The 8,166-nt window shown below is 57.3% G+C and carries 8 protein-coding genes and 3 pseudogenes; 2 read left to right on the top strand and 9 right to left on the bottom strand.

The annotated features are described in order from the left end of the window. Window positions 1-72: 72 nt before the first annotated feature. Window positions 73-336, bottom strand: a pseudogene (locus tag ABJ99_RS06985) (cupin domain-containing protein); the annotation flags it as partial. Between the two features lies 1 nt (window position 337). Here ABJ99_RS06985 and ABJ99_RS06990 point away from each other — a divergent pair. Continuing rightward, window positions 338-784: pseudogene (locus ABJ99_RS06990) on the top strand (alpha/beta fold hydrolase); the annotation flags it as partial. Between the two features lie 115 nt (window positions 785-899). Here ABJ99_RS06990 and ABJ99_RS06995 read toward each other — a convergent pair. From ABJ99_RS06995 to ABJ99_RS07020, 7 genes and pseudogenes are all read right to left on the bottom strand, one after another. Then, window positions 900-1,964, bottom strand: a complete 1,065-nt coding sequence (locus ABJ99_RS06995; RefSeq protein ID WP_054085186.1) for an AI-2E family transporter — start codon at window positions 1,962-1,964, stop codon at window positions 900-902. 157 nt (window positions 1,965-2,121) lie between these two features. Beyond that, the gene (locus ABJ99_RS29740; RefSeq protein ID WP_375232703.1) at window positions 2,122-2,964 is read right to left on the bottom strand and encodes a methyl-accepting chemotaxis protein; all 843 of its coding nucleotides are present in this window, start codon (window positions 2,962-2,964) and stop codon (window positions 2,122-2,124) included. Window positions 2,965-2,979: 15 nt separating this feature from the next. Next, a pseudogene (locus ABJ99_RS29745) lies at window positions 2,980-3,801 on the bottom strand (cache domain-containing protein); the annotation flags it as partial. 139 nt (window positions 3,802-3,940) lie between these two features. Beyond that, window positions 3,941-5,260 carry a sensor histidine kinase gene (locus ABJ99_RS07005; protein ID WP_054085188.1) on the bottom strand — a complete coding sequence of 440 codons (1,320 nt, stop codon included), beginning with the start codon at window positions 5,258-5,260 and terminating at the stop codon, window positions 3,941-3,943. Continuing rightward, complete coding sequence (locus ABJ99_RS07010; protein WP_054085189.1) at window positions 5,257-5,925, bottom strand: response regulator transcription factor; 669 nt, start codon at window positions 5,923-5,925, stop codon at window positions 5,257-5,259. Before ABJ99_RS07010 ends, ABJ99_RS07005 begins: the two co-directional genes overlap by 4 nt. Further along, window positions 5,925-6,233, bottom strand: coding sequence for a PepSY domain-containing protein (locus ABJ99_RS07015; protein WP_054085190.1), 309 nt, complete (start codon window positions 6,231-6,233; stop codon window positions 5,925-5,927). Before ABJ99_RS07015 ends, ABJ99_RS07010 begins: the two co-directional genes overlap by 1 nt. Then, entirely contained in the window at window positions 6,233-6,541 is a 309-nt protein-coding gene (locus ABJ99_RS07020; RefSeq protein WP_054085191.1) for a PepSY domain-containing protein, read from the bottom strand. Before ABJ99_RS07020 ends, ABJ99_RS07015 begins: the two co-directional genes overlap by 1 nt. A gap of 218 nt (window positions 6,542-6,759) precedes the next feature. On the opposite strand from ABJ99_RS07020, the gene queD reads away from it, so the two are divergent. Beyond that, window positions 6,760-7,116, top strand: a complete 357-nt coding sequence (queD, locus tag ABJ99_RS07025; RefSeq protein WP_054085213.1) for a 6-carboxytetrahydropterin synthase QueD — start codon at window positions 6,760-6,762, stop codon at window positions 7,114-7,116. Window positions 7,117-7,177: 61 nt separating this feature from the next. Here the strand turns inward: queD and ABJ99_RS07030 are convergent, their stop codons facing one another. Then, window positions 7,178-7,954 (bottom strand): methyltransferase domain-containing protein, encoded by a 777-nt coding sequence (locus ABJ99_RS07030; RefSeq protein WP_054085192.1) that lies wholly within the window; start codon window positions 7,952-7,954, stop codon window positions 7,178-7,180. Window positions 7,955-8,166: the final 212 nt, after the last annotated feature.

Consider the following 8,166-nt stretch of genomic DNA (forward strand, 5'->3'; position numbering starts at 1 on the left):
ATTGCTCGCCAGAGATGCCTCGCTAAATCAGATCCTCATTTTTTTCTAGGTGGGGTTCGTGGCGCGGATACTGTGCATCATGACAATAGCCCGGCTCAATCGGGGATCCTGTAAAGCGCCCAACCAGCCCACGGTATTGCCGCATCCGCTCGCGACCCAACCACGGATAAGCAGCGCGGCAACTACTTCGGCAAGGCGAGCCAGAATCCCAGCGTGCCCGGCCTGCCGCGTCATGGTTTCGCGCTCCATTGCAGCCAGCATTGGTCGTAGCTCGGGGGAGGTTTCCAGTATCGTGCTCACCTGCACCACGTCTGGCATGGCGGCAACGAGTGGCTGCGAGCTCAATGCTGCGCTGATCACCGCCCACCCTCAGGTCTATGCGGGGCTGGCCGCCGACGATCTGAAAACGCATCTTGATGCTGTACGTACTTTTCTCGGGCTGTGCTTTCAGGTCCGGCCGGACGCGGAAACGTTCGAACGGCTGTTGGCGAACGCCGCCATGGCCTCCTAGACGATGACACGCGCCACGCCATCCATGACGGTTGCCGTAGCTGAGGGACTACCCAAGGCACAGTTGCCGGTTTTGCTGCTGTACGGCGGCAAAGACCCGCTTGTAAACATACAGCCGAGCATCGCCCGCGCCAGGCAGCTCAATGCGCGCATCCAGTCGACCGTTTATGAAAACTCGGGCCATGCACCATTTCTGGAAGAGGCACAGCGCTTCAACCATGATCTGGCGACCTTTGTGGAATCGGCCGTGGCCGCCAGGAAGAATTCTGACTGAAACGTGTTCTTGCAACCTGACCATTACAGCAAGACGTCATTAACGTGCCGCGCCCGCATCAGACGAATAATCGCAGGGCGAGCGCGGTGCCTGATCGTCCGCAATACCTTGCACGCTAGCCTGGCAGCTTCACCGTTTTCTTGTCACCGCTGAAGAGTCCCCAACTGGAGATGAACAGGGCGGCCACCAGAGGCCCGATTACAAAGCCATTCAGGCCAAAGACCGACATGCCGCCCAGGGTAGAAATGAGGATCAGATAGTCCGGCATCTTGGTGTCTTTGCCGACCAGAATCGGGCGCAGTACGTTGTCCACCAGCCCGATCACGAATACCCCGAACAAGCCCAGTACCACGCCCTGCCAGATCATGCCGCTGAGCAGAAAGTAGACCGCCACTGGCGCCCAGACGATTCCCGCGCCCACTGCCGGCAACAGCGACAGAAAGGCCATGATCACCGCCCAGAGCAGAGCGCTCGGAATATCCAGCGCCCAGAAGATGAAACCACCCAGCGCACCTTGCGTCACCGCAACCACCACGTTGCCTTTGACTGTGGCACGCACTACGCGGGTGAACTTGAGCTGCAGGCGACGCTTCTGCTGTTCGCCCAACGGGAAGGCAGTGCGTATCTTGCGAACCAGTTCCTGACCATCGCGCAGGAAGAAGTACAGCAGGTAGAGCATGATGAAGACGCTTACCACGAAGTCGAAAGTGCCTTGGCCGAAGCTGAATGCCTGAGTCGCCAGGTACTGGCTGCCTTGCATCGCGCCTTTGGTGATCTTGTCGCGCAGCCCTTCGAAGTCGCCCATGCCCAGACGGTCGAGCAATGCCTGAATCGAGTGTGGCAACAGGTCCTTGAACTCAGCCAGATAGCCAGCGATATCCAGCTGCCCGGTTTCGACGTTCTTGTAAAGCATGGTGCCTTCCTGAACCAGCAAGGCGCTGATGACGATCACCGGCAGAATTGCGATGACCAGACAGATCGTCAAGGTACACAGGGAAGTCAGATTGCGTGACCAGTTGAACTTGATCTGCAACCTGCGCTGCACCGGCGCAAAGATGATTCCGAGGATGACCGCCCAGAACACTGCGCCGTAGAACGGCAGCAGAATCCAGATGAAGGCAATGGTCACCAGCACCAATAGCAGAATGAGGGTTTTGTATTGCAACGTGGTTTCGTTCATGTCCTGTCCATGTCAGTAAACCGCGCCTTGCGCGCGGTCTAGAGCTTAGTCAGCACATGGGCGTACGAGTGCCATCGGATGAGGGCAATATGACGCCAGCGTTTAGACAAGCGCGTCGGCTGGCGTTTTCAGGGTTCATCGACACTGCAAACCCGCTTCAAACCCGGAACTGACCGACCAGCCTGTCGAGGCTTGCGCCCAGCTCGGCGAGGCTGCGCGAAGTCTGGGCACTCTGCCGCGTCTCGTCAGCGACGCTTTCAACCGCACCGGCGATCTGGTGAACGCTGCGATTGATTTCTTCAGCCACTGCCGTCTGTTCTTCGGCGGCGCTGGCAATCTGCGCGTTCATGGCATTGATGGTCGCGATCAGCTCACCGATGGTCACCAGCGACTGGCCTGCTTCGTCGGCTTGCATTGACGTACTATCACCGGCCTCACTGGATCGGCGCATGGCAGTGACCGCTTCCTGAGTACCTTGTTGCAGGCGGTCGATCATGCCCTGAATTTCCTGGGTGCTCTGTTGGGTGCGACTGGCCAAGGCCCGAACCTCATCGGCCACCACGGCAAAGCCACGCCCCGCTTCCCCTGCCCTTGCGGCCTCAATGGCGGCATTGAGTGCAAGCAGGTTGGTCTGTTCGGCGATCGAGCGAATGACCCCCAGCACGCTGACAATTGAAGATACATCCTTCTGCAAGACATCCAGCGAAGAACCGCTTTTACGGATGTCATCCACCAGCGCATGAATCTGCTTGATGCTGCCATCCACCACGCGTTTGGCGGTACGCCCTTGCTCGTCAGTCTGCTGCGCGGCAACGGAAGCACCTTGTGCGCTTTTGGTGACTTCCTGCGCAGCAGCCGACATTTCATTGATCGCGGTGGCCACCTGATCGGTTTCGTGGCGCTGACGATCCATGGCAGTTTCTGAACGTTGTGCCTGTGCCGAAACTTCTCCGACCAGCCCGTTGAGCTGCCCGGTCATGCTGCTGACCTGACGAACCATGCCGTGAATCTTGTCGACAAACCGGTTGAACGAACCCGCCAGATCACCCAGTTCATCGTTGCTGGTAATGGCGAGACGCCTGGTCAGATCACCTTCACCCGCAGCGATGTCGTCCAGGTTGTTTTTCATCAAACCCAGCGGACGCAGCAAGGTGCCGGTCATCACTATCCCGATGACGCTGATAATGACCAGCACCAGGACGGTAATCCCCAGAATGCTGTAGAGCATCTCCTGTAACCGCGCTTCGACGTTCTGCCTGACCACCGCCACCTGAGCGTCGATGCCATCAAGGTTGACGGCAGAACCAATGACCAGATCCCACTTGGGTAGGTAATCGGTGTAGCCGATCTTGGGAACAGGTTCGGTCTTGCCCGGCAGGGCCGATGAGTACATCACGTAGTGGGTACCCGCCTTGCCGACCGCAACCAACTCGCGGTTTATATACACCCCGTTGGCGTCACGAGCTTCACTGAAGCTCTTTCCCACTCCATCCGGGCTGGTGCTGCGAAAGATGCGGATGACCTGCGAGTCGTAGCCGAATAGATAACCGTCTTTGCCGTAACTGACGGCTGAAAGAAGTTTGATGGCGTTGGCGCGCACGGCTTCGTCACCAGGCGCTGCCGCGTCGTAGAGGGGTTTTATGACGGTCATGGCAATTGCTACGTAGTTCTGCAGGGTTGCCTTGGCCTCGGAGAGCAGGCGCTCTCGCGTATCGCTGACCTCTCGCTCGGCCTGCTTGTGCAGCATGAACACCGTCGTGGCGCTGATCACCAGCGCAAACATCAGGACCGGCAAGACCGCCAGCGACAGAACCTTGGCTTTCAGACTGAGACGCATAGGATTGGCCTTATGGTTATTTTTATAAGTCAGAGGTGCCCGTCAGGTTATCGGCATCGCCAGACCTACATTAAGACCCATCCTGTTTTTTTGTACGAAAGCTCCTTTTTTCTGGCGTTTTCCGCGAGCTCAAGGGGGGTTATGGAGCCGTTCGTTCGGGAAGGTCTATGCGCACCCGAAGACCGCCCGCAGGACTTTCCAGTAATTGCAACTGACCGCCCCAGGCTTCGACGATGTCGCGCACGATGCCCAACCCCAGACCGTGCCCGGTGATCTGCTCGTCAAGACGGGCACCGCGGCTGAAAACTTCAGCGCGTCGAGACTCGGGAATGCCCGGCCCGTCGTCGTCGACCAGCAGGGAGTAACCCTGCCCCCCCCGCAGGATACTCAAGCGCACCTGGCTGTCGGCCCACTTGCAGGCATTGTCCAGCAGGTTGCCGAGCAGCTCGAGAATGTCTTCACGATCCCAGGGCAGGTACATGCCGCTCTCGACGTCGTTGACCAAGTCAAGATGACCACCATGAATCATCCCCAAGGTGGAAAACAGGCCCGGCAGCTCGGTATCACAGTCAAAGCGCGCACCGGGCAAAGCATCTCCGGAAAGGCGCGCACGATTGAGTTCGCGCTCCAGACGCTGACGGATGTTTTCCAGTTGCTCCTGAAGGATTTTACGCAGTGACGGGCTGGCATCCAGTTGACCACTGAGGGCCAGGCTGAGCAGGACGGCAAGCGGAGTCTTCAGCGCATGCCCGAGATTACCCAACGCATTGCGTGAGCGTTTGAGGCTGTCTTCAGTGTGTGCGAGCAGATGGTTGATCTGGGCAACCAGCGGTTCCAGTTCCAGCGGGACCTGATTATCCAACTGAGAACGTTGCCCCTGTTGAAGCTGGAAAATCTGTTCGCGAACAGTCTCCAGCGGCCGAAGCGCCCTGCGTACCGTCACGCGTTGCAGGGCAAGTACAAGAATCAGCGCCGCCAGGCCGAGGCCCAGACCGATCTGCTGCATTCGCCGGAAGCTGGCCCTGACCGGGGTGTAGTCCTGCGCGACAGTAATTGAAATCTGCTGGCCGAACTTGCGGTATTCCGTGGTCAGCATCAGCAGCGACTGACCGGTCTTGCCCAGTTCGAGATTGGCGTGCAGTCCCGTGCCTGGCTGCGGCAGCTCGAAATCCCACAAGGAGCGAGACCGCCAGTGCCCCTGCGGTAGATCGACACGAAAATAATGGCCAGAAAGCGGACGTTGATAAGCACCTGACAGGCGATGGTCATCGAGCTGAAGGCCGGATGGCCCGCGAACCAGCGCCACCAGCAGGTTCTCGCTTTCGTTGCGCAGTCCGGATTCCAGATAGCGTTGCAAGCCGACTTCAAACAGCCAGAGACTGGTCTGCGCCATCACCAGGCCGACGACCACCATGACGGCAATCAACCCCAGGCTAAGACGTCGCTGGATGGACTTCAACCTCCGGCTCCACCGTACAGATAGCCTTGACCACGGCGGGTCTCGACCACCGCGCGACCCAGCTTGCGCCTCAAGTGATTGACGTGTACCTCGATGACATTCGAATCTCGCTCGTTCTCGCCATCGTACAGATGCTCGGACAAATGGCTTTTGGAGAGGATCTGGCCCGGGTGAAGCATGAAATAACGCAACAACCGAAACTCTGCGGAGGTGAGTTGCACATCGACACCATCCCGGCTGACGCACTGGCGGCTTTCATCGAGGTTCAGGCCGGCGGACTCCAGGGTTGGCTGGTTGGCCATACCATGCGAACGACGCAACAGGGCCTGAATGCGCAACTGCAGTTCTTCAGGGTGGAACGGCTTGGTCAGGTAATCATCGGCACCGGCCTTCAACCCCTCGATACGCTCAGACCACGAGCCGCGTGCGGTCAGGATCAGCACTGGCGTCGCCAGCCCCTTGCTACGCCACTGTTCGAGCACTTCAAGTCCGGACATGCCAGGCAACCCCAGATCGAGCACGATCAGATCGTAGGGCTCGCTTGCACCTTGATGGACAGCATCACGCCCATCAGCCAGCCAGTCGACTGCGTAGCCTTGTCGTCCCAGTGCCGCAAGCAGCTCATCCGCAAGAGGCACATGGTCTTCAACCAGTAGCAGGCGCATCAGTCGTCATCCTCATCTTTCAGCAATCGGCTGTCACGCGCATCGAACTTGAGCTCGCGGACAACGCCTTGTGGCGTCAGCAATTCGAATTCATATACGTACATATTGTTCTTTTCTTCAAGCTCGGCTTCCAGCAAACGAGCGCCCGGGTGAAGCCCAAGCGCCCGCTCGATGAATTGTTCGAGGGGCAGGATTACACCGCGCTGCCGCAAACTGAGCGCTTCATCCTGATTCAGATCTCTGGCATACACAAAGGAGCAGGCCAGGCTCAAACCGAGGATGGCACAGAGACGCTTGTCGAAATTCATTAGTTATCCTGACGATTCCTGTAGACATGGCCCGTGGCGGCATCTATTTCGAGGTCCCACTCAATCCCCTGCGCATCACGCAGCTCGACATTGTAAACGTACCGGCCGTAGATGTTCTTGAGCTGTGTACCAATAATTCTGGCGCCGGGGTGCTCGTTCAACGCTTTGGCATCAAGCTTTTCGCTGGTGTGAAGGGTGCCCTCATCACTCAGGCGCAACACTTCCTGAGGATCAATGCCCCGTGCCTGAACGACACAGGTCGTCACAATCAGAGGCAAAGCCGGTAGCAGAGTGGTGAGCGTTTTCATCAGCGAATAAATCCATGACAGTTCGGTGCTTTTATGAGCATCACCTTAACCGGAACAACTTAATTCAAGCTGAAGAGTTCTGGCCGAGTGCCATCAAACAGCCTGGCGCGGAAGTGAACATTGGTGAGGGCCCTGCGTGGCGTTTCGGAGCATTGCTGTTAAACTCGCCGCCTGCATTTATCGCGTCAGCGATCGCCATTTTTCGGGGCCAATACACAGTGGAAATCTTCAAAGAGTTTACGTTCGAGTCGGCGCACCTTCTGCCCAACGTTCCAGAGGGGCACAAGTGTGGACGTCTGCACGGGCATTCGTTTCGTGTCGGCATTCATCTGGCTGGCAAGGTAGACCCTCACACAGGCTGGATTCGGGACTTCTCCGAGATCAAGGCTATTTTCAAACCGCTGTATGAGCGTCTTGATCACCACTACCTGAACGATATTCCAGGCCTGGAGAACCCAACCAGCGAGAACCTGGCGAAGTGGATCTGGGAGGAGCTCAAACCCTTGCTGCCTGAGCTGTCTGCCGTTCGTATCCACGAAACCTGCACCAGCGGCTGTGAATATCGCGGAGACTGATTTATCACGGTATGAGAAACCACCTTGAAGGTGGTTTTTTTTATCCGGTATAAACCTGTCTTCATCCAATCGATATCGGTGTGTGATCTTTGTCCGGCTTGTGAGCCCAGGCACCGAACATGACGTCACCGATGTAGATTCCAGAAGACTGCGTGCGCTCCTTGTCCAGACGCTGTTGCAGGGTATCAATACCGATTTCGTCTGCCGTTGCCACGCCCAGCGCGATAATGCGTGGCATGCAGGCGCGCACTATATAGCCCAACGCATAGGCGTTGTCTGGCGTTTGTACGACATATTCCGCACGCACAGACTGGACGATCAGTCCGGCCCTGTTGAGAATTCCGTGCAAGTTGAAGCCCATATGCAGATCGGCGCCTTCGCGAGCGATCATTTGCTGTATCCAGCCTTGTGCTTTTTTGTGCAGGGTAAACGCGTCGATGCTGGCGGGGGCCATTGTCGTGTCGTGCTCCTGGAACACCATGACGCCTCCAGGACGAAGGTGGACGGCCAATGCCTTCACCACCGCGACGGCGCCAGTCTGATACATGAGTACCCTCCGCCCCACGATGGCGTCGAACATACCCACCGATGCCGGAAGATCGAGCAGATCGCTTTGAATGAACGCTGGAGAAGTTTGCTGATCTGCGCGGCTACGCGCAATATCCAGCGCATCTCCGTCGTGATCCACTCCGACGATTTTTCCAGCACTTCCAACCAGGCCGCTTAGCAAAAAAGCGACGTCACCTGATCCGCATCCAACGTCCAGCACCCGCATACCACTGCGAATGCCTGCATCCATGAGAAGCTGGGTGGTGAAGTCATGTCTGGCATTAGGCATTCGGCAAGCTCCAGTAGGTCTGCCCGGAGTCTGAAGCACGCCTGCCTCCAGACGCAATGAGCACACGTGCCGGATAACAGGTCTTCTTTTACTCAGGCATACTGGATTTTCTGGAAACTGAAAAACAAAAACCCTCAACGCGTAAGCGATGAGGGTTTTTGGAATTTAATCTTGACGATGACCTACTCTCACATGGGGAAACCCCACACTAC

Source organism: Pseudomonas syringae pv. cilantro (assembly GCF_001293775.1).
Taxonomy (GTDB): domain Bacteria; phylum Pseudomonadota; class Gammaproteobacteria; order Pseudomonadales; family Pseudomonadaceae; genus Aquipseudomonas; species Aquipseudomonas syringae_P.

What these genes read in the sequence shown, in the direction of transcription:
- ABJ99_RS29740 (WP_375232703.1), bottom strand. Translation starts at nt 2,964, where the DNA reads ATGGTTCGTCAGGTCAGCAGCATGACCGGGCAGCTCAACGGGCTGGTC.
- ABJ99_RS07020 (WP_054085191.1), bottom strand. Translation starts at nt 6,541, where the DNA reads ATGAAAACGCTCACCACTCTGCTACCGGCTTTGCCTCTGATTGTGACG.
- ABJ99_RS06995 (WP_054085186.1), bottom strand. Translation starts at nt 1,964, where the DNA reads ATGAACGAAACCACGTTGCAATACAAAACCCTCATTCTGCTATTGGTG.
- ABJ99_RS07030 (WP_054085192.1), bottom strand. Translation starts at nt 7,954, where the DNA reads ATGCCTAATGCCAGACATGACTTCACCACCCAGCTTCTCATGGATGCA.
- ABJ99_RS07010 (WP_054085189.1), bottom strand. Translation starts at nt 5,925, where the DNA reads ATGCGCCTGCTACTGGTTGAAGACCATGTGCCTCTTGCGGATGAGCTG.
- ABJ99_RS07015 (WP_054085190.1), bottom strand. Translation starts at nt 6,233, where the DNA reads ATGAATTTCGACAAGCGTCTCTGTGCCATCCTCGGTTTGAGCCTGGCC.